19 protein-coding genes are annotated in these 26143 nt (G+C 51.1%); all 19 read right to left on the reverse strand.

What is annotated here, in order from left to right:
- Positions 1-92 precede the first annotated feature (92 nt).
- Positions 93-3863, reverse strand: a complete 3771-nt coding sequence (locus MTX78_RS17165; protein ID WP_243796860.1) for a hypothetical protein — start codon at positions 3861-3863, stop codon at positions 93-95.
- Positions 3864-4173: 310 nt separating this feature from the next.
- On the reverse strand, positions 4174-7770 hold the full coding sequence (locus MTX78_RS17170) for a sensor histidine kinase (RefSeq protein WP_243796861.1): 3597 nt from the start codon (positions 7768-7770) through the stop codon (positions 4174-4176).
- Positions 7771-8017: 247 nt separating this feature from the next.
- A complete protein-coding gene (locus tag MTX78_RS17175; protein WP_243796862.1) occupies positions 8018-8347 on the reverse strand; it encodes a DUF983 domain-containing protein in 330 nt (109 codons plus the stop codon).
- A gap of 68 nt (positions 8348-8415) precedes the next feature.
- The gene (locus MTX78_RS17180) at positions 8416-8676 is read right to left on the reverse strand and encodes a hypothetical protein (RefSeq protein ID WP_243796863.1); all 261 of its coding nucleotides are present in this window, start codon (positions 8674-8676) and stop codon (positions 8416-8418) included.
- 38 nt (positions 8677-8714) lie between these two features.
- Complete coding sequence (locus MTX78_RS17185; RefSeq protein ID WP_243796864.1) at positions 8715-9275, reverse strand: DUF420 domain-containing protein; 561 nt, start codon at positions 9273-9275, stop codon at positions 8715-8717.
- The gene (locus MTX78_RS17190) at positions 9259-9924 is read right to left on the reverse strand and encodes an SCO family protein (RefSeq protein WP_243796870.1); all 666 of its coding nucleotides are present in this window, start codon (positions 9922-9924) and stop codon (positions 9259-9261) included. Before MTX78_RS17190 ends, MTX78_RS17185 begins: the two co-directional genes overlap by 17 nt.
- A gap of 4 nt (positions 9925-9928) precedes the next feature.
- Positions 9929-10270, reverse strand: coding sequence for a cytochrome C oxidase subunit IV family protein (locus MTX78_RS17195; protein WP_243796883.1), 342 nt, complete (start codon positions 10268-10270; stop codon positions 9929-9931).
- Between the two features lie 122 nt (positions 10271-10392).
- Entirely contained in the window at positions 10393-11172 is a 780-nt protein-coding gene (locus MTX78_RS17200) for a cytochrome c oxidase subunit 3 (RefSeq protein ID WP_243796885.1), read from the reverse strand.
- Positions 11173-11193: 21 nt separating this feature from the next.
- Positions 11194-11787, reverse strand: a complete 594-nt coding sequence (locus tag MTX78_RS17205; protein ID WP_243796886.1) for a cytochrome c oxidase subunit 3 — start codon at positions 11785-11787, stop codon at positions 11194-11196.
- A 102-nt stretch (positions 11788-11889) separates the two neighbouring features.
- Complete coding sequence (gene cyoE / locus MTX78_RS17210) at positions 11890-12741, reverse strand: heme o synthase (RefSeq protein ID WP_243802916.1); 852 nt, start codon at positions 12739-12741, stop codon at positions 11890-11892.
- 52 nt (positions 12742-12793) lie between these two features.
- Positions 12794-13837 carry a COX15/CtaA family protein gene (locus MTX78_RS17215; RefSeq protein WP_243796888.1) on the reverse strand — a complete coding sequence of 348 codons (1044 nt, stop codon included), beginning with the start codon at positions 13835-13837 and terminating at the stop codon, positions 12794-12796.
- 199 nt (positions 13838-14036) lie between these two features.
- Positions 14037-15899, reverse strand: coding sequence for a cytochrome c oxidase subunit I (locus MTX78_RS17220; RefSeq protein WP_243796889.1), 1863 nt, complete (start codon positions 15897-15899; stop codon positions 14037-14039).
- Between the two features lie 29 nt (positions 15900-15928).
- Positions 15929-16990: a cytochrome c oxidase subunit II gene (locus MTX78_RS17225; RefSeq protein WP_243796891.1), complete on the reverse strand. Its 1062-nt coding sequence runs from the start codon at positions 16988-16990 to the stop codon at positions 15929-15931.
- 95 nt (positions 16991-17085) lie between these two features.
- Entirely contained in the window at positions 17086-18411 is a 1326-nt protein-coding gene (locus MTX78_RS17230; protein WP_243796892.1) for a quinol:cytochrome C oxidoreductase, read from the reverse strand.
- Complete coding sequence (locus MTX78_RS17235) at positions 18411-19157, reverse strand: c-type cytochrome (protein ID WP_317258910.1); 747 nt, start codon at positions 19155-19157, stop codon at positions 18411-18413. The genes MTX78_RS17230 and MTX78_RS17235 overlap by 1 nt, the downstream gene beginning before the upstream one ends.
- The gene (locus tag MTX78_RS17240) at positions 19157-19681 is read right to left on the reverse strand and encodes a DUF3341 domain-containing protein (protein ID WP_243796894.1); all 525 of its coding nucleotides are present in this window, start codon (positions 19679-19681) and stop codon (positions 19157-19159) included. Before MTX78_RS17240 ends, MTX78_RS17235 begins: the two co-directional genes overlap by 1 nt.
- Positions 19674-21131, reverse strand: coding sequence for an NrfD/PsrC family molybdoenzyme membrane anchor subunit (nrfD, locus tag MTX78_RS17245; protein ID WP_243796896.1), 1458 nt, complete (start codon positions 21129-21131; stop codon positions 19674-19676). Before nrfD ends, MTX78_RS17240 begins: the two co-directional genes overlap by 8 nt.
- Positions 21132-21234: 103 nt before the next feature.
- Entirely contained in the window at positions 21235-24273 is a 3039-nt protein-coding gene (locus tag MTX78_RS17250) for a TAT-variant-translocated molybdopterin oxidoreductase (RefSeq protein WP_243796897.1), read from the reverse strand.
- A 141-nt stretch (positions 24274-24414) separates the two neighbouring features.
- A complete protein-coding gene (locus MTX78_RS17255) occupies positions 24415-25785 on the reverse strand; it encodes a c-type cytochrome (RefSeq protein WP_243796899.1) in 1371 nt (456 codons plus the stop codon).
- Positions 25786-26143: the final 358 nt, after the last annotated feature.

Genomic DNA, 26143 nt, shown 5'->3' on the forward strand with positions numbered 1-26143 from the left:
CGTTGTCTGATGCCTGCTATGTGCTTGTATCCGGCTACGGGATAAAAAACCCGAATACCTTACCCATACACAAAATCCACGTTATCAATTCGTTAGAACAGTACGGACACTTGCATTCGGCCGGTATGCACCACGTTCAGGCCGTTGGCTTTGCGGCCGTCGTACGCGAGATTAACGTTCAGGCCGTTGCTGAGGCGTTGCTCTATGTTGAGGTTCCAGGTGAAATTGCTGCCGTCGCGCAGGGCATTCAGGATTTCCAGGCCGACCACCGAGTTAGGATTATCGCCTTTATAGTCGACACCTACGTAGCGCGTGCTGCCCGTAATGGTGCGCTTACTGACTTGGCTGAGACGCACTTCCACACCGAGCTCATCGAAGGTACCCCGCGCTTCTGAAGCCGCATCTATGGGCGTAGTATTCGTTTTGGTGGTGCGCAGATAGGTACCCGTAAAGCGAATGGTGCCGTTGGGCTGGTAGCTGATTTCGGGGGCTACTTCATAAATTAACAGCCGGAAATTACGGTCTAATAGATACGTGGAGTTGTTCTGGCGGATAGTGCGGGAGGTAGTAAGCCGACCCGTGAAAGACTGCGCCAACGTCCGGCGCAACAGCAAGCTTTGCGCCGCCAGGTTCCGGATATCAGACCCTTGTGCCAGCAGCACCTTTTGCTGGGTTTGCTGCACCGTAGCCTCGGCCCCAAAGATTGGATTGGAACGATTGAAGTACAGCGTGTTGCGCAACAGCTTGTTCAATGAAAGCAGCAACGAATCTTCGGTTTGAAACGCAAACGGATTCAGGCGTGACGACAAGGTTTTGTCGGTGGTGCGGCGGTCCAGCGTAACAGTGCTAATGGTTGAGAAGCGAGCTACAGCCGAGCGCCAACCGCCCGCCTCACGCCAGGTACGCGGAGCGGCAGTGGTGAGACGGTAGCTGAACCGGTTGGTGAAAGCAATGATGTAGTCGTCGGTGGGCAGATACACTTTGATGTGCGTACGATACACGGCATCGGGCGTAGGGGCCTCGAAAAACTCGTTTTTCTGCTCCACCCCGTCCCCATTCACGTCTTGGAAGTAGTGGGTGCCCTGCCCATTGGGCACAACCAAAAACGAATAATCTCGCCGCAGCTCGCGCCCGGTGGCCACCGAGTAACTCAGTTCCGACCGCACCTGGTTTTGCAGGAGGTTGGCATTCCAGTCGATTTTGGTGAGTACCGTACGCTGGCGGGCACTGTCGCGGGCAGCTAAGTCGCGGTAGGTGGCCAGTACGGCTAGGTCCTGGCTGCGGCCGAGGCGGGTGTTCATGGTCCCCTGCCAAGTTTGGGCGGTGCCACGGCGCTGCAACTCGTTTTGCTGCGCATTGGGGGCTTGGTCGCGGCGGTAAGTATAGTCGGCGCGAAAACGAGTTTTGGCCGAATCCTGGCTCTGAATGAACACATTGTGCTCATCAAAGTAGTTGGCCGAAGACAGCACCACCGAGTCGGCCACTGGTGCTGTCACACGGTTTTTGTCGAAGCGGTAGGCGTAGCCGGGTATCACGGGGCTGCGGACGTAGCGCGCCGTGGCTTCGCCCCGCGCCCATTCTGATTTGCCGGTGCCAGCTTCAGAATTCAATAGAAACAAGCTACCCCGCATCTGCACACCCCCCACTTGGCGGGCGGCATCCAGCCAATGCTGCAGGCCATTTGCTTCACCGGCCCGGAAACGGCGGCTCAGGCGGTAGTTCACGGCGTTGTCGGCATCCTTGGCGGCCCCCAGTGCGAAATTCAGGATGTTGTCGGCGCGGGCTTCTCGGCGGGTGGCGTTGCCTTGTACCGTACTCACCGTACTCCAGTTCCGGTCGAACTCGATGTCCCGATACCGATCAATAGGGGCAAACTCAGGGCTCGTGTACTCGTAATCGAGGGCGCTGCGGAAACGGTAGTCCTTGAGAAAGCCTAGCCCTGGCAGCTTGCGGTCCTGCACCACATAGCCGATGCGCATAGCGTGCCCCTTGTCCGACTGGGGAGAAAACCGGTTCAGGTCCAGCTCGGAGGTAGCCAAATCCACAAATACCGTCGAGTTGGCATCCACTTGGTAGCTGGCTCCACCCGAAATAATTTGCTTTTGCAAGGGCGCAGGCAGCAGGCGCACCGCTTGGTAGTTGCCTAGCTGTGGGCCTACGTACTCGTACACTCGCCCATTGGCACTGGCATTGGCTGCGCTCAAGCGGTAGTCGCCGTTGCCTTGCCCTACATCCGTGAATCGCACGCTGTACGCCTCGCGCAACGAATCGGTTAAGTAGACATATACTTCCACCTGCTGCCCGCCTACCGTCCGGGTTTCGCGAGTGTACTGCACCTGCTGGCGGTTGAAACTACTATCACGCGTAGCACCCGGAACGCGGGCCTGCGCCACGTTTTCGCTTAGATTGCGTAAGGCGTCGCGGTCGGCGGGCGACAATACTAGGTTGGGCGAGTTATCGGGGTTGTCGGCTTCGCGGTAAAAGTTACCGTGCACCGACAACTTGCCTATTTGCTGGTAATGGCTGGCCGAATACAAGGCCCGTGCATAGTTGAAGTCGGAGTATTCGAAGTCAATTTTGATGCGCGAATTGTTGGTAATAAGGTGCTGCGGTGAGAACGTAACTTCGGCCTGGTTGTAGTCGATGACGTAGTCGTTATCGAAACCGCGCGTCATCAGCCGGCCATCCAAATACACCCGCTCGGAATTGGCCAGCACAATAATGAACTGTTCGCCGTTCGGGCCGCGCAGGCGGTAGGGTCCTTGCACGTTCTCAATGGGCGTAACGTCGATGCTGGCAAACTTGCCCTTAGCCACCCCGCCTGCCACCGTCGTAGACGACCGGATTGGGCCCCAACGGCCTTGCTCCACTGCGCTTTGCGTACTTGCTACCACACCACCTGGCGTTATCTGCCCGGGTGCTGTAGGGGCCGCGCCTTGGTTTGGCGTGGGGGTTTGGCCGCCATTGGTAATGGCCGTAGTGGAATACGTGCCTGGGTTGACGCCCGGAAAGCTAGGCAGCGGCGTCAGCTGGGGCGTGCTAAAGCCGCTGAGTCCGGCCGCTGCTTGTTTGGAGTTCACCTCCAAAGCCGCACCCTGTACGTTTTTGTAGAAGCGCAGAAAGTAGTCGGGCTTGTTGCGCAGCACTACGTCGCCGGCTGTTAGGTTCCAGCGCGGACTCGTAAGCGTGATATAGAGCCTGTCGAATTCCTGGAGTTGCTGCGTGTTGCCTTCCGGTTGGAACGGAACGCTTTGGTCGCTGATAGCGGCCGTCAGGTTGATGTTATCAGTTAGCTTGCCTTCCAGCTGTAAATTCAACGAAGAGTTGACAAATACGTTTTGGGCGTTGCCAAAGCTGATTCCGCGCGCCAGGTTACCGGTTTTGTTGATACCCGGCGTGCTCAGAATCTGCTCTTTCACCGTGAAATCCTGCTCTCCAAACGTTCGGCGCGGAAAATCCACACTATCCAGCAGGCCCCGCGCCCGCCGAAACTGTGGGGCCGCCAGCCGCAACGGCAACACCCGGTAACACACCAGCACCGAATCCAAGCCCGGCAGCACAAGATCTGGCTGCCCCAGCTCGGGAGCCGGAACGCGGCGGGACTGCACGTAGCGGTACCGGTCAGTCCGCGAATCGTAGGCTACGGCCCGGCCATTGATACTCACGGAACTCGGAACCACAGTCAGCGAGTCGGAGAGCATGAATTCGGTTAGGTCTTGGTCGAGGGCCAAGCGCACCCACACGCACCGGCGGGTATTAGGAGGCAGTTCGGGCCGCAACTGGCCGGCAGCAACGGCTGCCGTACCCAATAGAAACAGCAGCAGCCAAAAGCGCAGAAAGCGGGGCGTAAAGCTGCTGATCATCGATGCGAATTAAGTACAAAGGTACGCAGGCTCAACAACGTAAACAGCCAGCATATTCGTGCCGAACTACCCATGCGCACCACCCAAGTTAGTTGTTCTACTGGCTGAAACACCCCTCTATCATGCTGAGTACACTCCCCATGTTTCGGCTTGTTGTCTGATCAGCAGCACAAGGCATTTCAGACCCCAGATCTATTGTGCGGCTCCTGTACAGTTCCAACCCCAGGATCAGCTCTCGGCAAGACAACGGCACAACTACCAGCAGGCACCCTATCCGATACACGGTAATGCTTTCTCCTGTTCTGTTGTCTTACCCTGCAAATGGCAGTTCAATATAGAACGAGGTGCCAGTGTCTTCCTCTGTTTCAAACCAGATGCTACCGCCGGCGCTTTCGATGCCCCGCTTTGCTACGGCCAGCCCAATACCAGAGCCTGTGGCTTTCGTGGTGAAATTGGGCACGAATATCTTCTCTCGAACGGCCTCCGGTATGCCAGCGCCGTTGTCTTGAATACCAATTCGCAGCCGCCCTTCGGAGTACAATTCCAAATAGACTTCAATGATTGGGAGACGTCCTTCTGGTACGGCTTGCAATGCGTTTATCAGCAGGTTGTTGAATGTCCTGACCAGTAAGTTCTCATCGGCAAATACCTCTACCGCCTCATCCCCTTCCGGCAATATCAACTGAATCTGAGCGTCGGGACGGCTGCCTTGGTGTAGTTGCACGCACCGCCGCAGTACCGGCACTACATCTAGCCGTTCGGGCCGCATAGCGGGCAGGTTGGTGAACGTGGAAAAAGACGTAGCTATATCCGTCAGCACATCAATTTGGGTGATGAGCGTTTGCGAAACCTTCGCTAGCAGGTCATTGATATTGGGGCGGTTGTCTTGGATGGCTCGTTGCAGGAATTGCAAGCTCAGCTTCATCGGCGTGAGCGGATTCTTGATTTCATGCGCCACTTGACGGGCCATTTCACGCCAGGCAGCCTCCTTTTCCTGCACTGCTAGCTCCTGCTTGCTTTCTTCCAGCTTCAGCAGCATGGCATTATACTCGCGCACCAGCAAGCCAATCTCGTCGTTGGACTGATAGTCCAGCGTTTCGTTCTGTCCGGTCAGCGTGGTTTTCTTTAGCTTCTCAGTAAGCAGATTGAGCGGATTGGTTAGCACTCGGGAAGCCACGAAAGCCAGCACCAGCAGCAAAATAAACATCACCGTGAAGGTATTCAGGATGATAGCAATCAAGTCAACGAGCTTGTTGTCGAGGTCCTTCTCGGAGTCGAAAAACGGAATGCCAACATAGCCTAACACAGCGCTGGCCCGCTCATCGGCATCGGCGGCGGCACGCAGGGGCAGATACAGCGTATTAAACGACAAAGAGCCGGCCCGTTCTAGCAGCAGCACCCGGGGCTTCACTTGCTCTTTCAAGTCGGCCACGGCCTGCGGATTCATCAGCGTGCTCAGCAGCCCCGACTCGAAGATGATGGGCTGGCTGCTTACCAGCAATCGGCCGCGGGCGTCGTACAGGTTGAGGTCGGTTTCGGTAAGCAACGACACATTGTCAGCAAGAGCTAGTAATGCCGCCCGACTTGCCGAATCGGCTAGCAGCTTACTGTTCTCAAGCAGATTTTCCTGTACGGCCCGGCCCCGCCGCTCGTAGGTGCGCCGCAAGTCGCGCTGATAGGACTGCTTGACCTGGCTAATGGTTGCCACGCTCACTACAATTAGCGGCACCAAGATTCCTAGGTTCAGAAACAGCTGAATTTTGGTGCTGAAGTTGGTACGAAATACATTCAGATAATTGCCGCTCCTCAACAGATAAAGCCCACTGCACAGCAGCCAGGCAAAGGCATGAAGCAGAAACAAGAACGAGAAGTTGGCCAACCAGTCGGAGAAGCCATACGTCGCCGTAGTTACAACCACTGTACGGTGCTGCGTCTCGTCGCGCATCGCGAAATGGTGAAAGCGCCCTACCACCAAGCCGCTCTGATACAAGCGAGGGTTCTTGTACAGATCCGGAGTCAGACGATTGACATAGTCATAATCTCCTTCGCTGTACACCAACTGGTCGTCTTCGTAGCCAGCGTAACTTAGTTCGGCCCCTAAGCCTGGCTGAAATACCTTCTGGTCAACCAGCAACTCCGGCACTACACTGTAGGTGGTTAGCTTTTTCAAGGTCAGTTCCAACAGCACTATGCTGTTGCCCTTGGCGGTCGGAACCGTCACAAAATCCACATACCGCCTGGTACTAAACGAGTTGCTGCCACGCACCAAGAACAGGTTAAGCTGATCGGTACGGGCCGCGGAGCGCAACAACCGTGCACGCATCTGCGGAAGGGTTTCTGCCTCTGCTTCTACCCCTACCGGTTGGCCAGTGGAGTTGAAGAGGGAAAGCTCTACTTCGTACTTATCGAAGTAGTCCCGCAGATAGGTTCTTACTATTTTCTGGCGCACCATCTCTACGTTCACAGCCGGATTACGCAGCATCACCCGCAGTATCATGGTGCGCAACGAAGGGTCGGCTGCCATTTTCTGGCCGCGTTCGTTTAGCAGGAACTCCCCTTCCAGGTCGTTTTCCACCAGCAGATTTCCAGCTAAGGTTTGCTTGTTGAGAACCAACTGCCGGTCGAAGTGCTCGAATAAGGCTAGTGCCCCTACAGCCGAGCTAACGCTTAGCATCAGGAACAGGAACCAATACGTTTGGTGCGGTATCATGGAAGCAATGCTCCGCAACCCCGTAAGCCGCTGTAGAAAGAAGAAGAGGAGCGTGATACCCAGCAGCACCAAATCAACCTGCCCGATAGCCAGCCCTAGTGGCAGAAAAACGGCTGTGCTCAAGCCCAACGTCACGAGTCCTAGCTGCCGCGTCTCGTAGCGCACGGTGGTTCTGAACAGTTGCACCAACGCGTAGAACCCCACTAGGTAGGCACATGTATGCAGCACAATAGCCAAGCACAATAATGCCTTGAAGCCGGAGACGGATATGTCCTGTGTTATGTCTACTACTACCTGCGAGTTGTTGAAGCTGTTCGAATAGAACTGAAACAACATTCTGACCAGCCCAAAGAAGCTGAACACCAGCACTGCCCCCACCATCATGCGCCTTGATACTCGCTGCACTTGCTCGGGCCAACGTGCCACCTCATAACGCTGGAAAAGCCGCAAGCCATACCAGGCAGCCACCATCAGCAGCAGCGCGTTGATGAGCAAGTCGCCGAGGGAGGGTGACAACCACGACGCAGCGTACACCCGAGGGTTAAACAGGGATATTTCTATAAAAGAAAACGGCAAGCCATAATGCAGCAGCACAGCTCGCAAAGCCCCTAAGGGCAGAAGTACAGCTGCCGTTCCCACCAACTCCAACTTAGCCCGAAACAACCGACGTGCCCATATTAGCCATGTGGCAATGTATAAGCCTAGGCCCAGCAGCATCAACGCTAACGGCAGATACTTACCAGTAGTGGGATTAGGCTGGAGGCTCTCCAGCGAAAACAGATAGTTGCCTTCATTGGAGTATAGCTTCGGCAAATCGGAACGGCCGCCGTCAGCCACTAAGCGTAGGTTGAGGCCCCGGAAAAGCGCCTTCTCTGCTCCCTCCCGCAGGTAGCGGTTGCTGATGCCATATCCCTTTTCGAGTGGGATATAAGTGAGCACCGCGTACGGACCCGCGGTGTGCCGAAGCGCCAGATAACGCCCGAACTGCATAGTCACAAGCTTCTCGTGGAAATCTTGCCGGGCATTTTCCATGTCTGGCCGCACCGTATGGTCAGACCAATACAGCAGTTGGTCGCCCCTGAAAATAAAGCATGGGTACGTGGTTTGTCCGATTAAGGCTCGGAAGTTCAGCTTGCCGTCCTGCACCCTCGTGGCTACCGCAGTGGCTTCCTGCTCGGCACTGGTTTCCGCTTCCATGACCAACTGTTGCAGTCTAGCCGCATCAGTACGGAGTAGCACGCTTGGCGCCTGGCCAAAGCGGTTGCTTAAGTAAGCCCCTACAAAACACGAAAAAGCGGCCAGCAACAATGCCAGCGGCAGCAACCTGAAAAGCTTCAAACTATACGTATTAAGGCAAGTGGCTCTAGACGGTTCTCACCGGACTGGCACTCAACAAAAATGCCGCCAAAGGGCGGCATTTCCTACTTTTTGGATGGGAGGCTAGCTAAGAAGGAAGCCTCGGCACTAGGGTCGGATCGTAGCGTATCCCTCCGAAAAAATATAACATCACCACTCGGGCATAGCGGAAGAGCAGTGGCGTAAGCGCTAACACAATAGTAGCTACTACTGTCACGTACACCCGCACCTGCGGATCATTGGCCAGATAGTAAAGTGCTACCCCTGTAAAAAAGACGATAATTGTAGAGAAGCCGTAGCTGATATACATGGCTCCCCAATAGAACCCCACTTCCGGTTCATAATACTGTCCACACGCCACACAGTCCTCGTACATCTCGTCGAACCGGCGCAGGTTGAATGCCGAATGTTTAAACAACGGACCCTGATGGCAACGCGGGCATTTCTGAGCCACCATTGCCAGCAGTGTAGAGTCCGCAGCGGCCACTACTTGCTGGTAGCCTTGCTACGAGGATGCGTGTTGCGGTACCAGAAATAGCCAACAGCACCCATCAGCAAATACGGAATGGCCGCCATATACAGAATGCCTTTGTTCAAGCCCGAAAAGTCATAACCATCCTTTTCTGTGCGCGATGCTTCCACCTGTGTTTTACACATGGTGCATTGCGCACTAGCCGCTAACGGAGCCAACGTGAACAGCAGGCCAAGTACCACTGCGAAAAACGAGTTTACTACTAGCTTCTTCATACTATTTCCAACAACAGGACGCGAGCAAAGTTTCCTTACTAAGCTGTGTAATAAGGTGAAATCATGAAATACACGATAACACCCGTCACGGATACATAAAGCCACACGGGAAAAGTCCAGCGAGCAATCCGGCGGTGCTTATCAAACTGCTGGGTGAGAGCAAAGTAAAGCGTGAAAAGTACTAGCCCCACTGTAACAATAGCCAAGGTGATGTGCGTGAGCAGCAGAGTGAAATATACGTATCGAATCAAGCCTTCCCCGCCAAACTTGGTGCTGGCTTCCTGTGAGTGGTACACTACGTAAGAAATCAAAAACAACGAGCTAATCAGGAAGGCGGTGCCCATCATGGCACGGTGCTTTGTAATCTGCTTGTTGCGGATGAATACGTACCCCAACACCAGGCAAATAGCTGTCAAGGAATTGAGTACGGCGTTTAAGGCAGGCAGAAACTTCACTTGGGCACCTGGTACCCGAAATGTTTCAGGGAAGTAGTACAACACAGCTACTACTAAGGGCACTGCAGCAGCTAATACGCCAAGCGTTACTTTGTACTTAGTGAAATTGCCGGGTTCTAGCGCCGGCTTACTGATTGTGGTCATAGGTGTAGAGCAGCACGTTGATTTCCGTCATGAGGCGGTCCACGTCTTTGGCCTTGGTACCATCATAGATGCCGCGCACGTGCTTATCACGGTCTATCAGGTACAAGTTTTGGCTATGCACGATGCCTGGTGCTGCACCGCTTGGAGCCGGCAACTTAAACTCCTCGGTAACTAACCGGTAAATAGCCGTTTTGTCACCAGTGAGGAAAAACCATTTGCCAGCAATAGCTCCGTACTGCTCGGCATAGCGCTCCAGTACTGCCACAGAATCGTTGGCGGGGTCCACCGTATAGGAAACCAATTTCACGCGCGGTTCGTGCCGGAATTTCTCTTGCACACGCGTCATTTGGCTGTTCATTTGAGGGCAGGCCCCAGGGCAGGTGGCAAAAAAGAAGTTAGCCACATAAATACCCTTGCCCAAGTCTTGTTGCGAAACTAAACGACCTGACTGAGAAGCCAATTTGAAATCACTCAGCTTGTGGAAAACAGTATCGCGCCGCCACTTTCCCTCTACCAGCGTCGAGTCGACACGGTCAGGTAAGAAAGTGGGCAGCGCGAAACGGTTGGTGCCGAACGTGTAAAGAAACACAAAAGCCAGCACCGGAACCAACAGCATGAGGCCCAATAACAGGACGTGTTTGGGCCTCATGTAATTAGTTGAAGGCGTTCTGGATGGCCTGACCGCCGTACGTTCCTTCCGAAACCAAAGCAATCAACAACCACACAAGAAGAGCCATCGGGATAAGGATAGTCCAGATAAGGGCTTTTACTTCATGCTTCAAGTGCATGAACTCGGCCACGATGAAGAAGGCCTTGAAGATGGTCAGAACGATGAATATCGAGTTGCGAAGCGTACCCGGATCCATAAGGAACACGAAGACGAACTCAAGGGCCGTAATACCTACCAAAACGAAGAAGGTCTTCCAGATCCAGCCAACGTTAGGCTTTGGAATCTCCCCGGCTGGTACCGGTTCAGTGTTTGCGTGATTAGCCATTGTTGAAAGGAGTAATGTAATAATCAGAGTTGCTGAGGGCGAGTATGATAGTGGATACGCATCCATTATCACTACGACTAACTAAGAATGCAGACTTGCCGCTCTAGCCCAAGTACTCTGAATTAAACGAGATAGAAGAAGGTGAAAACAAACACCCACACGAGGTCTACAAAGTGCCAGTATAGCCCTACTTTTTCCACCATTTCGTAGTGGCCACGCTTGTGGAAAGTATCGTTGGTGGTAGCAATGAAGCAATACACCAACAAGCATACACCTGAGAATACGTGCGTCCCGTGGAAGCCTGTGATAAAGAAGAACAGATCAGCGAAGAGAACCGGACCGTACTGGTTCTGTGCTAAGTTAGCCCCGAAGAAACGGCTGCCATCTGCCATCAGGGTACCTTCTACGGTACCATGGATGAAGTGACTCCACTCCCAAGCCTGAGAACCAAGGAACGTGGCACCAAAAAGAATAGTCCATAGCAACCACTTCTGCACATCCTGCTTGTCCATCCGGTGACCTGCTTCTACTGCTAGCACCATTGTCACGGAGCTAAAAATCAGAATCATGGTCATCAAAGCCACGAACCCGAGAGGAACGTTGGCGTGTCCCATGCCGGGGAAGGCGTTGAACACTTGGTCTGGAACAGGCCAGTACGCCGTCGAAAACTCGAATACTTTACCAGCGGCAGCGTCGAAAGCCGGGTAACGATGGCGGATAAGACCGTATGTGGTCAGGAAAGCAGCGAACGTGAAAGCGTCCGACAGCAGGAAGAACCACATCATGAGCTTGCCGTAGCTAGCTTTGAAGGGTTCGTTGCCACCGTCCCAGTTGCCGCTCCGGGGCCGATCAGTGGCGGAGGAGGCAGTGGTTTGGGGCTGCGTCGTGGTGATGGTGGACATAGCGTGCGGGGTAAGACGAAACTAGTGGTTCAAAAGTAGGAACAAATACAAGTACAACCAAAGCCCGCCGAGGAAGTGCCAGTAGATGGTGACATTACCAATGGAGAGCATCTGCCGCGAATGCACCTGATAGTTAAAGCTTTTGCGAAGAACACGGAGCAGAAAAATCAATCCCGTAATCAAGTGGAAAGCGTGCACACCCATCAGCACATACAGAAATGAGCCTGATGGATTAGCATCAACGCCACCGAAGTGAATCTTGTTGCGCACTAACTCACCCCATACGTTCCACTGACCTACTAGAAAGAGCAGACCCAACACAAAAGTGATAAGAATGCCTGCTTGTACTCTCCGCAGTTCGTCTTTGCGTGCCGAAGCGTACGCCCACTGAATGCTGGCGCTGCTCAACAGAATGATAATGCTAGTGAAAAGCAGACCACCCGGCAGATCAAACTCCAGCCAGTTGCCTTCTTCACGTCGTACGATGTAAGCACTGGTGTAAGCAGCAAAAATCATGGTGCTGCTTACCATCATGAGCCAAAGAAGCACGCGTAACGGGTGGGTCCCAATAGCCGGCTCTCGGTCTTTAAGAATTTCTAATTCTGAGGAATGCATGGCAAAAAATTGTATGGTTTTGAGCGACGCTCAGCTTATAAGAAACACACACAGATGAAATGTAGTTTGCATATTCCTAACATCTCCCCTGTTTTTCTTGGCTCACAGCTTATCGAGAACCAATGCAATTTGTACAACCGGTAGATATAGGAACGAGCCAAACATGATGCGCATAGCGGCCTTTTTGGTACATGTACGCATCAAGTACAAAGTCTGCATCAAGAACAGCACACCACAAAGCACCGCAATCAGAGCAGAGGTCTTGCCAGCCATATTCAACTGCAGAGGCAACAAGCTCAACGGAATGAGCAACAACGTATACGTCATGATCTGAAACGCAGTGCGAAGGTCTTTACGCCCGGGAGAGGGTAGCATCTTGAAACCGGCCGCTTTGTAGTCATCATCTAGCACCCAAGCAATTGCCCAAAAGTGAGGGAACTGCCACATGAATTGAATCCCGAACAGCACCCATGCCTCTGGCCCAAGAATGCCTGTAGCAGCCACGTAGCCAATCAGAGGAGGCATGCCACCAGGTATGGCACCTACTGCCACACAAATTGGTGAAATGGTCTTGAGGGGAGTGTAAATGAACCCGTACAGAATCAGTGAAATCAAAGACAGTGCTGCTGCCAACGGATTGAAGAAGTAGGTTAGGATACCTAGTCCTAATACTCCCATGAGCACAGTGAATACCCAGGCTTCTGTAACACTCAACACCCCCTGAGGCAAAGGTCTTTTAGCGGTCCTCTTCATCAGCTTATCGAGATGAATCTCGTAAATCTGATTGATAGTGTTGGCGGCACCTGTAACCGCTAGTCCGCCTATCATGACCAGTAGCGCCTTGCTCCAATCAAAAGCCTGAGTCCCCAGCAAATAGCCGATGGCGCTCGAGAAGGCTACTGTTAGCGCCAACCGGAATTTTATTAACTGGAAGTATGCCCTGGCTTTGGTCATCAGTGGGTAAAACAGCACGCCCGGTGGATGGACTCCAAACCGGGCCGCAAAGTTACGCAACAACGCTTGCATAAGCGGCCTGCGGTTGCGTTTTAGCTTGGCGGGCGTATCGAATAATGGTCAGAAACTGGGCGCCGAACAACACAGTGGCCACAGTAAGGTGTATAGGCTGCACAGCAGCAGGCAAAGCTAAGTAAGCTAATGTCACGCCGGCCGCAATCTCCAACCCTAGCAGCCCCATCGTAACTGTTGCCAACAGCTGCAAGTTGGCATTACGGGTTTGATAGAGCCGATAAGCTACGTACACATTTAAGGCGAGTAGCACCAGAGAGAAAGAACGATGTATTTTAAAGGTGTTGCCCAGCTGTTCCACCCATTCAGCTCTGCCCAGATAGTTAGCCGCTGTAGCTACTATATCTATTTGCTCACGCACTTGGGTACCAAGTACTATCTGCCCAAAAGTAAGCAGCGCGGTTAACCACAGAAGAGGCGTTAATGCTTTAGGAAGAGCTTGCTGCCTATAGGGAGTAGCACTATTCTCCTGCTGAGAACGGTCAACAGCATAAATCAACATGGCAACAATCAACAAAGCCAGCGCCATGTGTACAGTTACAAGTTCTGGCAACAAGTTGGTGGATACAACCAACGACCCCAACCAGCCTTGAAACCCTGTGAGTAAGAACGACGCAAATGCCAGCCAAAAAATAGCTCGGTCACGACGCCAGTAAGGCAACGATAACACAACGGTCAGGAATATAAACACGCCTATCAGAGCTCCTAAGAGCCGGTTGACATATTCAATCCACGTCTTGGTAGCATTGAAATCTGTCTCGACAAACTGAGTAGGATGAGCAAAGATCTGGCTGGCCACCTGTTTGAAACCAAGGCGCTCCAAAGTCTTCGCGAGCTTCTTGTTTTTTGCGACACGCTGCGCAGTGTAAATCTCCTTGTAGCCCTCTGGCAACTCACTTACCTGTGTTGGCGGCACCCATGTTCCAAAACACTTCGGCCAATCAGGGCACCCCATGCCAGATCCTGTACTCCGAACAATTCCTCCCACCAAAATCAGTAGGTAAACGGACACCACAGTTAGCATACCGAAAAACCGAAAGCGGCGCACGAAAGCAGGTTGGGTCATGTATATTTTATTACTAGTGTTAACTGAGTAGTAACAATTGAAACCGTTTTTTGGTGTCTGATTCCTTGCTCAGATTACGTGATTTAACTTGCTTGAGAAACACAAAACGGGCCGCCGTAAGTACAGCGGCCCGTTCCGGGTATTGAATGAATGCTTACTACTCGTTTTCGTTTTCGTACGGCAGGTTAGAAGACTGCGTCTTAGAATACGGCACGTTTTGTGGGATGAAATCCTGCTCGGCACCTGGCTTGCTATAATCATAGGGCCAGCGGTATACTGCGGGAATCTCACCAGGCCAGTTACCGTGCCCAGGTAATACAGGAGTAGTCCACTCGAGCGTTGTAGAACGCCATGGGTTCTCTGTAGCGCGACGACCACGGAAGATGCTATAGAAGAAGTTGAAGACGAACACGAACTGTGCGAAAAACGCTAGGATAGCAGCAATCGAAATGAACTTGTTCAAATCAGCAAACTGACTGAACATATCGAAACCGGTCCAAGCGTAGTAGCGGCGTGGGAAACCAGCGATACCAACGTAGTGCATTGGCAAAAAAACCAAGTACACGCCTATGAAAGTCAACCAGAAGTGAATATATCCTAGTTTTTCATCCATCATACGGCCAAACATCTTTGGGAACCAGTGATACACACCAGCAAACAGTCCAAAGAAAGCAGAGCTACCCATTACCAAGTGGAAGTGAGCTACCACGAAGTACGTATTGTGCATCTGAATATCCAAGGCAGCATTGCCAAGGATAATACCGGTAAGACCACCCGAAATGAACAGGGATACGAAACCAATGGAGAACAACATAGCCGAAGTGAAGCGAATGTTACCACGCCACAGTGTAGCCAGCCAGTTGAACGTCTTCACTGCCGATGGTACAGCAATGATAAGAGTCAGGAACATGAAGACAGACCCAAGGAATGGATTCATGCCTGTCACAAACATATGGTGAGCCCATACTACGAACGACAGCAACGAAATTCCCAAGAGCGAGCCAATCATAGCCCGATAGCCGAAGATTGGCTTGCGAGAGTTGGTAGCGAGAATTTCAGATACCATACCCATTGCAGGCATGATAACGATATATACTTCGGGGTGACCTAAAAACCAGAACAGGTGCTGGAAAAGAATAGGAGAACCACCCGTGTTAGGCAATGCCTGTCCAGCAATGTAAATGTCAGAAAGGAAGAAGCTAGTACCAAAGCTACGGTCAAAGATCAGTAGCAATGCTGCAGAGAACAATACTGGAAAAGCGAGCAAACCCAGGATAGCAGTCAAGAAGAACGACCAGATAGTAAGCGGCAGCTTACTCATGCTCATTCCTTTGGTACGCAGGTTGATTACTGTTGTGATGTAGTTTACACCACCTAACAGCTGTGAAACGATAAACAATGCCATCGACACCAACCACATGGTCATACCCATGCCGGAGCCAGGAATAGCCTGAGGTAAGGCGCTAAGTGGAGGATAGATTGTCCAGCCAGCCGAAGCAGGTCCAGTCTCCAAGAAGATAGACAAGAACATAATAACGCTCGACATAAAGAAGAACCAATACGAGAGCATATTCATGAAGCCCGAAGCCATATCCCGGGCACCAACTTGCAGCGGAATCAGAAAGTTGGAGAAGGTACCGGAAAGACCAGCTGTCAGTACAAAGAACACCATGATGGTGCCGTGCATTGTAACCAGAGACAGATAGAACTCGGGGTTGAGCTTACCAGCTTCTACCCACTTACCGAGAACTGGAGTCAACCACTCCATGGTAGACTCAGGCCATCCTAGTTGAAGACGGAACAAGCTAGAAAGGGTACCACCTAAAATTGCCCAGAAGATACCCGTGATAAGGAACTGCTTAGCAATCGTTTTGTGGTCGGTGCTGAATACATATTTGAACAGCCAATGCTGATCGTGATGATGATCATCATGAAGCGCGTGCTCATCGTGCGTAGTTTGCGGCTCGGTAACCCCGATACCACCTTGCACTTGCGCTTGATTTGGAAGATTAGCAGCCATATAAGAAGCGTGCGATTAACTGAGTGAAATTAGAGCGAAGCTTTGGTAGCAGGCGTAGCTACCGCAGCGGCAGCCTCTTTTACAACCAGTTTTTCCTCCTTCTGTTTGAAAGAAGCCAAAACATCTGGGTTCTGTTCCGAGAAGGATTTTTGCTGAGAGAACCATGCTACATAATCATCTGGCTCGTCTACTACAATGGTAAATTTCATTGCAAAGTGCCCACGACCGCAGATTTGATTGCAAGCAAGTTCATAGTTGAACTTAGGGTTACCTAATTGAGCACGCATCTCGTCTGTAGTCTTAGTAGGCGTAAACCAGAATTTGGTTGGCATACCAGGTACTGCATACATCTGCACTCGGAAGTGCGGCATGTACACTGCGTGTAATACATCACGCGAACGGATCTTCAACAATACTGGGTGGCCTTTAGGCACATGAATTTCTCCAGGAACAAAGTCATCAAGACCAGACTTGTCACTTAGATCGAAACCGAATTCATTGGTAGCATCAATCAAGCGGTAGTTAACCACACCGAGCTTCATATCACGGCCGGGATAGCGTACCAGCCAGTTGAACTGCTTGCCCATTACTTCGAGTACAACAGCATCCTTGGGAGCCGGGCCAGTAATACGGCTCCATTCTTTCCAGCCAGCAAACACCAAAGCAGCCATCACAATAGCTGGAATCACCGTCCAGATGATCTCAATCTTGTTGTTATGGGGAAAGAAGTAAGCCCGACGGCCATCCTGATGCTGATACTTGTAAGAGTAAAAGAACAGGAGAACCTGAGTTAGCACAAATACCAACCCGATAACAATCATGGTAGTCCAGAACATGCGCTCTGTAGCATGACCGTGCACCGAAGCAATTGGTGGGTTCATCTTGTCGTAGTTGTCGCCAAACGACCAAGCGAAAGCAGCACCACCTACGACCAAGAAAACGAGCATTAATACCGCATTCACGCGGTTGCTGGTCCCGAGTTCACGCGCCGAGCTACCAGAAAAAATCGAAGTTAGAATCTGGAGTCGGAACAAAAGGCCAAAGACGACCAACACCAACACCAGCACCAACAAAATACCAAGAGCAGTCATTCTGTAGAGGTTTGAAGAGAGAACCTAGATATAAGTTAAAACAAATAAAGACGGTAAATGTCTGGCGTTTAACTCGGCAATCTTGGCCCTAAAAATTAAGTTGTATGATGAACGCTTTCATCGAGGAACGGATGATGCAACGGCACCAACGATGCCTGAGTAAGACGCTTGGTCATCAACAGCAAGAAGCTTCCCAAGAACACTAACGCAACCCCGAACTCTATTACAAACCCATTGTTAGCCTGCATAGTTGCCGGCATGATCATTAAATAGAAATCAAACCAGTGGCCTACCAAAATGGCGATGCTAACGATCTTTAGCATAATCATTTGCCGCTTCGCGTCCCGCGTCATCAACACCAAGAATGGGAAAGCGAAGTTGATAAGCAGGTTAAAAAAGAACAACCACGTATACTGACCATTGAAGCCACCTAAACGCTGGTTGAAGTATACAGCTTCCTCCGGTAAGTTAGCATACCAAATCAGCATGAACTGGGAGAACCATACATAGGTCCAGAAAATGCTGAAGCCAAACATAAACTTACCTAAGTCATGCAGGTGACCGGCTTGGATGAAAGGAAGATAGCCGGCTTGCTTTAACAGTATTACACAAAGAGTAGTGGCAGCAATGCCTGACACCCACCATGAAGCAAATACATACCAGCCAAACATAGTTGAGAACCAGTGCGTGTCGATAGACATCACCCAGTCCCAAGCTGCCATTGAGGAAGTTACTGCAAACAACACCAAGAAAAGTGCAGAAGCCGTGATGCTCTTATGGAAATACTCAGTACCTCCATTTAAGTCCTCGGCTAGAGACAGAGCACGCAGCTTATTTGTGAAGACCACCCAGATGGCTATGTAAGATATAGTCCGGATCAGGTAGAAAGGAACACTAAGAAAGCCTGCTTTACCAGCAATGATAGGATCGTAAGTAGCGCTGCCCTTGGTCATGATGCCTGGCAACGTCCAGTGAAAGATGTCGTTGTTGATGAGGCTCAAGCCAAACAGCACAACTAGTATAACTCCACCGGGCAATACCCAAGCACTAAGTGCTTCGTTAACGCGCTTAATCAAAACAGACCAGCCAGCATAAGCCACGTATTGGATGGCCATAAACACAGTACCAATTACCGACACACCGGTGAAGAATACATTATTGTGCCAAAGACTAACCAACAGACGCTTCAGCCAAAGTGGGCTGCCGTGATGAGCTGTTCCTTCATGACCAGCAGCTGTTCCACCGTGAGCAGCGGCGGCACCGCCATGTGCTGCCTCACCGCCACCTAGCGTAGCGAGAATCAAACCTATTACCAGCAGAACTACGCCAGCAACTATGATCGTGATAAATCGTTTGCGTGTACTCGACGAAACCTGGAGGTATTCAGCCGTTACACCTTCTTGATGGGTCAGTGTTGCCATTAGTTCTGTGGTTGTGCTGTTCCGTTTCGTGCCTCCACGCCACCTTGTCCGGGAGTATCAGATGCCTTGTCGGCCTGTGCTTCTTGCACTGGACCCTGATTTTGTGAATCAGTGGATTCCGATGTTTGTCCGGAATCTTGGCCTTTAGATTTCAAGAAGTCAGTCATACCGTCAGGACCTTTTCCTTGCTGTAGCATGCGTACATACATAGCAATTTTCCAGCGCTCCGAAGGGTTTACCTGTGAGCCGTGTGGCATCATTCGGCCCTTGCCCCACTGAATAACGTGGTATATATGCCCGTCATTCATGGTTTTATAAGCACCTGCCGAATAAGCAGGTACACCTTTGAACTTAGCAGCAACCGGACCCTGGCCGTCACCTTGCTCTCCATGACAGTGTTGGCAATTACGCACATACAGCGTTTGCCCTTCCTGGAGGTTGTCTTTAGTGTAAGCCTGAGGATTTTTAAGGGTCCTTTCAGCTATACCAACACTATCTTTTGGAATGTGTGAGTAATAGTTGAGTTTGCCTAAAGGAACAGTACCGACTACTGGGGTGCGTTGATTAATACCCATTGGGTTGATGGTATTAGAGTTCAACTGCTTCAGCGGTTCGTACGGAATCGGATAGTACATCTCCGGCGCGTACTCCACGCCAGGATCATCGGCGCGGTTGCAACCGGTACCTAGCACCGAGGCAAACAGGAGAGCCGACGCTTGCAAACCTAGTTTCAGCGAATGCGTCATTAGAATTTAGTCATTTCTTTTTCGTTCACCTCTGAAGCACCGTTGGCGCGTAGCAGTTGTGTCAGACGGTTAAGATCAGTCTTCTCGTTCATCTCAATCGCCATCACAAACTTGTCATCGGTGGACCGTACATCTAGTACTGGAGTCTTCCAGCGCGGATACAGGTTACTGATTGTATAGAAGGTGATGACCATCCCGTGACAAGTGAAGAACACTGTCAATTCGAAGGCTACAGGAATGAAAGCTGGCAGCGCAATATGCGGCTTACCTCCAATAATCATGGGCCAGTCAAAGCCCAACGTATATATCTGCAACCAGAGAGCAAAGGCTAAACCAGTCATGCCTAAAAAGAAGGCAGCAATGGGCAACCGTGAACGTTCGATTCCCAGAGCATCATCGATGCCGTGAACAGGAAACGGAGAGAACACCTCATAGATTTTCACGCCCGCTTCGCGGACATTTTCAATTGCGTGCAAAAGCACGTCCTCGTCTTCGAAGATGCCGAGGGCAAAGCGCTTACTCATGCTTGTTGTAATTTACGGGTGCAGAAGCAGGAACACCGTGGGTGGCAGGTTGATGGGCTTGTTCGTGATGACCATGGACACCAGTGTAAGTTGGGCCATTGTCTACTGTGTACTTCAAGATGGTTTTCACTTCAGCCATGTTTACTACTGGGAAAAACTTGGCGAAGAGCAAGAACAGCGTGAAGAACAAGCCCAGCGTACCTACATAGATGCCGATGTCGATAATGCTAGGCGAGAACATTACCCAGCTTGATGGCAGATAGTCGCGGTGCAAGGAGGTTACGATAATCACGAAACGCTCGAACCACATTCCTATGTTCACAATGATGGACAGAATGAAAGTCAACGGAATGCTATAACGTACCCGACGGAACCACACCAGCTGCGGCGTGATAACGTTACAAGTCATCATGGAAGCATATGCCCACCAGTAAGGACCGGTAGCACGGTTGATGAAAGCATACTGCTCAAATTCAACCTGAGAGTACCACGCAATGAAAAACTCTGTGATGTAAGCAACACCTACAATAGAGCCCGTCACCATCATGATTTTATTCATCAGAGCAATGTGCTCCAGCGTGATATAATCCTCCAACTTGAACACTACCCGCGTGATAAGCATCAGCGTGAGTACCATAGCAAAGCCAGAGAAGATAGCACCTGCTACGAAGTAGGGAGGAAAGATGGTGGTATGCCATCCTGGTACAACAGAGGTAGCAAAGTCCATCGATACAATGGTGTGTACCGAAAGCACAAGGGGGGTGGAAACACCAGCTAGAATCAGCGAAACCGTTTCGTAACGTGACCAATGCTTAGCAGATCCTTTCCAGCCGAAGCTTAGCAAAGAGTAAGCAACTTTAGCAATTGGGCCTTTAGCCCGGTCACGAATGGTAGCAAAGTCAGGTACCAAGCCTGTGTACCAAAAAACCAGCGATACCGTGAAGTAAGTCGAGATGGCAAATACGTCCCACAACAGAGGGGAGTTGAAGTTCACCCACAACGAACCAAAAGTGTTTTGCAAAGGGAACACCCAGTAAGCTAACCATGGACGGCCCATGTGTAACACAGGGAACATAGCTGCGCAGATTACGGCGAAGATTGTCATTGCCTCAGCTGCCCGGTTGATGGACGAACGCCACTTCTGGCGGAAGAGAAGCAATACGGCTGAGATCAAAGTACCAGCGTGACCGATACCTACCCACCACACGAAGTTGGTGATGTCCCATGCCCATCCTACAGTTTTGTTGAGTCCCCACTCTCCTATGCCGTACCAAAGCGTGCGGTAAACAGAGTAAAAGAAGACGCCGAGGAAGAAAAGCGCAACGCTCAAGGCGGCCATCCAACGGATGTTGGGTTTGGCCTCTACTTGACGGCAGATATCTTGTGTGACGTCGTGGTACGTTTTCCCCCCGGTTACGAGCGGCTCCCGTACAGGCGATACGTGCTGCATATATTTATTGGTTAAGTAGGGTTTAGAAACTCGGGAACTGGACTTCCTCTCTTTTGCCAAACATGAAATCCGAGGTCCAAGTCTCTAAGACCCCAAATCTAGCTTAGGCGTTGAAATCCGACTTCTCTCTATTACGGATCTTAGTCAGGTACGTAATGTTCGGTTGGGTGTTGATCGAGTCAATCACTTTGAAGGCCCGCTCACCATCCTCACGACGCCAGATCTGTGCAACCCGAGTTTCTGGGTCACGCAGGTCGCCGAAAGTAATTGCTTGGGTTGGGCAAGACTGCGCACAAGCAGTTACCACTTCACCATCCCTAGTGCGGCGCTTTTGCTTTTTGGCTTCCAGCTTGGCAAGCTGAATACGCTGTACGCAGAAGCTGCATTTCTCCATCACACCACGAGCACGTACGGTTACGTCAGGGTTCAAAACCATCCGGCCAAGATCCGTGAACATGTGGCTGTTTACGTCCTCAAACTTTTCGTTCGAGTAGTAAGAGAACCAATTGAAGCGACGCACTTTGTACGGGCAGTTGTTGGCGCAATAGCGGGTTCCTACGCAACGGTTATAGGTCATCTGGTTGAGACCCTCTGAGCTATGCGTAGTAGCAAGTACCGGGCACACCGTTTCGCACGGGGCGTGGTTGCAATGCTGGCAAAGCATAGGCTGGAAAATAACCGACGGGTTTTCCGAAGGGTCTTCCATAGCAGCGTAGGTATCTAGCTTGCCTTTTGTCTCGAAGTCCTCTTTATGCGCGTCTGAACTGTAGTAACGGTCGATACGCAACCAATGCATTTCGCGACGGTTGATAACTTCCTGCTTGCCTACAACAGCAACGTTGTTTTCTACTTGGCACCCAATCACGCAAGAGCCGCAGCCAATGCATGAGTTGAGGTCAATAGACATACCCCAGTGGTGATTCTTGTATTCGTAATCCTGCCAGAGCGAAACCTTGTTAGGCTTCTGTGGCCCTTCTGGAGTCGAAATAGTTTCGTACTCGGTTACCTCTTTCGGGTTCTTGATATACTGAGCAAGCGTAGCCTCTTGCACCACCGACTTACGGTCCATGATGGTGTGGTGAGTCTGAGTCTGCGCAATTGGAGAAGTGGAATCTGTCTTCTCTAGCGTTACCGACGTTGCATACACAAGTCCGTTTCCGCCCTGCACTACGACGAAGGGGTAGGCGTTAGCACCTACTTTGTCGCCTACACGGCCCGCCTTCTCTCGGCCGTAGCCAAGGGCAATGCTGACCGAACCTTTTGCTTGTCCAGGCTGAATCAACACAGGAAGTTCGATTGACTTACCGTTAGCCGTAACCTTCAGTACATCGTTTTGCTCCCACTTGTTGGCTACTGCCATATCACGTGGTACAGCAACATAGTTACCCCAAGTAGCTTTGGTTACTGGATCAGGCAACTCTTGCAGCCAAGGGTTGTTAGCTTCGCAGCTACCAGGACCGATACCAACTTTCTCGTACAAGCACAACTCAACGCCCGACACTTTAGGAGCCGCAGATACGGCCGCAACAGCTTGATCGATGCCCAAAGCAGGTGCTAGCTGTGGTTGTACCGCTGCAGACAAAGTGCCAACAGCTACTCCATCATGTACTGCTTTGTCCCAAGCTTTCTGGAAGTCGCCGGTTAATACTTTGCGCCACGAATCGCGCAAGTAGTTGTAGTAGGTTTGTGGACTTCCAGCCCACGTCAGCAAGCTATCCTGTGCTTGACGAGTAGCGAAGAGCGGTGAAATAGCAGGTTGAGCTAAGCTCAAGAAACCACGCTTTGGCTCATAGTCATTCCACGATTCGAGGAAGTTATGATCAGGGCAAGCATAGTAGCAAAGAGCTCCAGTTTCGTCTAATCTGTCGTTCAAAGAGATGCTGACGGGAACTTTAGCAATACCTGTTTTTACTTTTTCAGCCAGAGGATGATCGTAGGCTGGGTTAGCGTTGTAGAAAATAACTGCGCCTACACTGCCGCTGTTCATGTCGTTTACCAGACGTAGCAAACGAGCATCATCTCCTTGGCGCAGAAGCGAAGCATTGGTTAAGTCAACAGAGGTACCAACATTGCCCAAGTTCTGGTTGATAGCGGCCACCAACGTCTGAACTGCTACATCGTTGGAACCTGAAACAACCAAACTGCGTCCGCGAGCAGCCTTCAGCTCAGCAGCAGCCTGTTTCAACTGCTTGTTGGTTGTATTGCTAGTGCCTCCTACAATCTCGTTATACAGGGCCAAAGTGGTGGCACCCATTTCCGATGGCTTGATTGGAACACGGATATCAGCATTTGAGCCAGTCAAAGACAACATAGTCTCGAACTGGAAGTGGCGCGACATGCTCCGCTTCTCACTAGACACCTTGCGGTTCGTGATATACTGTGAAGCATATTCAACAGGAGAAATCCAGGTACCTAAGAAGTCAGCACCTAAACTTACAATAACGTCGGCTTTGCTGAAATCGAAAGCAGGCAGCACTCCACCGTTGGCCCGTAGCAATGCCGACTGTGAGTTGGCATCATACATTACATGTTCGGTGTTTGGGTACCGAGCTGCGAAGTCAGCAATAACCCGCTTTGTGCTAGGGCTAATAATAGTTGGCGACACAATGGCAATTCGGCCCGTAGCGCTAGCTAGCTTAGTCCGAATTTCCTGATCGACCCGATCTTTCTCTGCTGGCTGGCCCTTGATAGCAAAGTGCTGCAAACGGCCTTTGTCGTACAAGTTCAAAACGGAAGCCTGAGCACGCGCTGATAAGCCACCACGTGTTACAGGAGACTCAGGGTTACCTTCCAGTTTGATTGGACGCCCTTCGCGAGTCTTTACGAGGATACTGTTATAGTCAGTACCGTTGAAATAAGTAGATGCGTAGAAGTTGGCGATGCCTGGATCTACTTCTTCTGGTTTGTTCAAATAAGGAATAGCCTTACGAACAGGGGCCTCACAGCTAGCCAATGTAGCAGCCGCGATACCAAAACCCATGAGCTTGAGAAAGTCACGGCGTGGAGCAGCCGAGGTATCCGAAGAACCACGGGACTCCTTTATGGGCAGATAGTCCGAGAATTCGCTGAACGCGTTTTTCACGAACTCTGGCGAGTTCTCTAATTCCTCAATTCCCTTCCAGTACTTGGGCGATTCTTGCATTTGTTATGGGGACTTAGGGTCTTGGGCAGTTGGAGTGTAATGTTGGCTCCATATCACTCCCAAGTTTTAAGGCTTATTGTTAAAGCTTTGTGAAGGGAGCGTGCCAGTCCATAAGAAATAGACTAGCACGCTCCTAGCAACTTAGTAGTGGCACTTCGAGCACTCCGTACCGCCGTTTGACGATACCGTGAACGGAGCAGCACCATTGGCTTGGTCATGCAACTTCACCAAGTTATTGTAGTACCCGTTACCCTTTGTGTTGAGTGGCGTCTCGCGGTGGCAGTTAATGCACCAGCCCATAGTCAACGGCGAGTACTGATATACCACTTCCATATTCTGGATAGGGCCGTGGCAAGTCTGGCATTCAATACCTCCTACCTGCGTATGCTGGGAGTGGTTGAAATAAGCCAAATCAGGCAAGTTGTGTACACGTACCCATTGGATAGGCTGCTTACGCTCAATAGCACGGTAGATTTTCTTGATTTCCTGCGACTCTGTTTTGATCTGCGAGTGGCAGTTCATACAGATGTTGGCCGATGGAATGTTTGCTGACTTACTCTTATAAACCGAAGTATGGCAGTATGCGCAGTTGATCTGGTGTTCGCCAGCGTGCAATTTGTGTGAGAAAGCAATGGGCTGCGTAGGCTGGTACCCTTGCATCAAACCGATGCCCATGGCTCCTTGTACTGATTCGTAGAGTAACACCAAGGTGAATACCACACCAGCACCAATACGAATAGCAGAAGACTTGTACAGCTTGCTCCAATCGAAACGCTGCTCTAGAATTTCTACGTCGCGGCCATCGAGGTCTTTACGACCACGCAGGACATCTTTCATGATGTTGGCAATAATAACCAACGTCACTACAAGCACGATAAGAACAACCACCAACACAATCAGAAGGATGTCAGCGTATTGTCCGGCACCAGCGGCACCTTCGCCTCCTTCACCAAGTTTGGTGTCAGTTGCAGGGTTGTCTTTGTTGACACCAGTGCCACCACCTGTAGCGGATGCTCCTCCACCTTCTTGGGAAGTAACCCAAGCCAGAATAGAAGTGATTTCCTGATCTGACAGCTGGAAGCTAGGCATCTGCTGCTTCTGATACTGGTTGAAGATCTTCACAGCATACTCGTCACCACTGGCCACGACTTTGCTGGAGTTCTTGATCCAAGGAATCAGCCAAGATACCGGACGACGCTTGGTAATGCCAGCCAAGGCTGGTCCAACTACTACATCATTCACAGCGTGGCACTGAGCACAGTTGCCTTTGAATAATGCGTCACCAGCGGCAATGGCAGCTGCGTCGCCGCCACCGGCACCGGGAGTTGCTCCTGCAGCGGGGGCAGCAGCAGCGGCGGGTGTTGCTCCGTCAGTGGAGCCTGGGGTTACCCCTTCTTGGCTCACGGCCGGAGCCGCGCCTACGTCTTGCGCCGAGGAATTACCCACGGCGGTAAACGTTAGAAACAGAGCTAAAAAGAGGTGAGAAAAGGAACGAAGGCGAATGCTATTCATAGCACATTTTTACTATAAGGAAAGAAACGCGAGGGGGTGCTTCAAGGCCACAAATGTAGGTCAGGAATCGTAGAGAACAAACCAGAAAAGCCTAATTCTCGCCTAGCTGAGCTTGTTTGGAATCATTCTTGATACCATTTGTCTTGCACCTTATACTATAGGTGCAGCAAGCAGACCTAACCCGGCTTCCCTCTACTTACCAGCCCACGACTGCTTGTCATTTAGCTAACCTATTTCGCACGGCGAAGGTTTGCTAACTGACACCCAAATTGTTAAGAACTGTAACTTAGAAAGATTTTATCACTGAAGGTGGGAAGCGCGCGGGAAAAACTGTATCTTTGCCGGCTCATTAATTTTT

Source organism: Hymenobacter tibetensis, from assembly GCF_022827545.1.
Taxonomy (GTDB): domain Bacteria; phylum Bacteroidota; class Bacteroidia; order Cytophagales; family Hymenobacteraceae; genus Hymenobacter; species Hymenobacter tibetensis.